Here is a 234-nt window from a genome sequence, read left to right on the forward strand (position 1 = left end):
AAAACAATACTTTTACTATGGACTTTTAGCAAGTATAATTGGAGGAATAATAGTTACTATCTTAGGTTTTAAAGTTATTTCTCCACTTGTTTACAGATCCTATCTAAAAGCATTTATATTTAAAAAAGTTTTTGACAATTACTATCCAAAAATAATTATTGTAGTAATATTAATTGAAATTTTCTTCACATCTTTTGTATCTTATGTAACATGTATAATAAATTTAAAAGAAAA

Annotated in this window: 1 protein-coding gene; it reads left to right on the forward strand. The window is 21.4% G+C overall.

Annotated features, from left to right (window positions below; genetic code table 11):
- Nucleotides 1-234: hypothetical protein (locus VJI77_RS07775; protein ID WP_323989028.1), on the forward strand; the 234-nt coding region annotated here is incomplete at both ends.

Source organism: Parvimonas sp. D2 (assembly GCF_035282635.1).
In the GTDB taxonomy this organism is placed as follows: Bacteria; Bacillota; Clostridia; order Tissierellales; family Peptoniphilaceae; genus Parvimonas.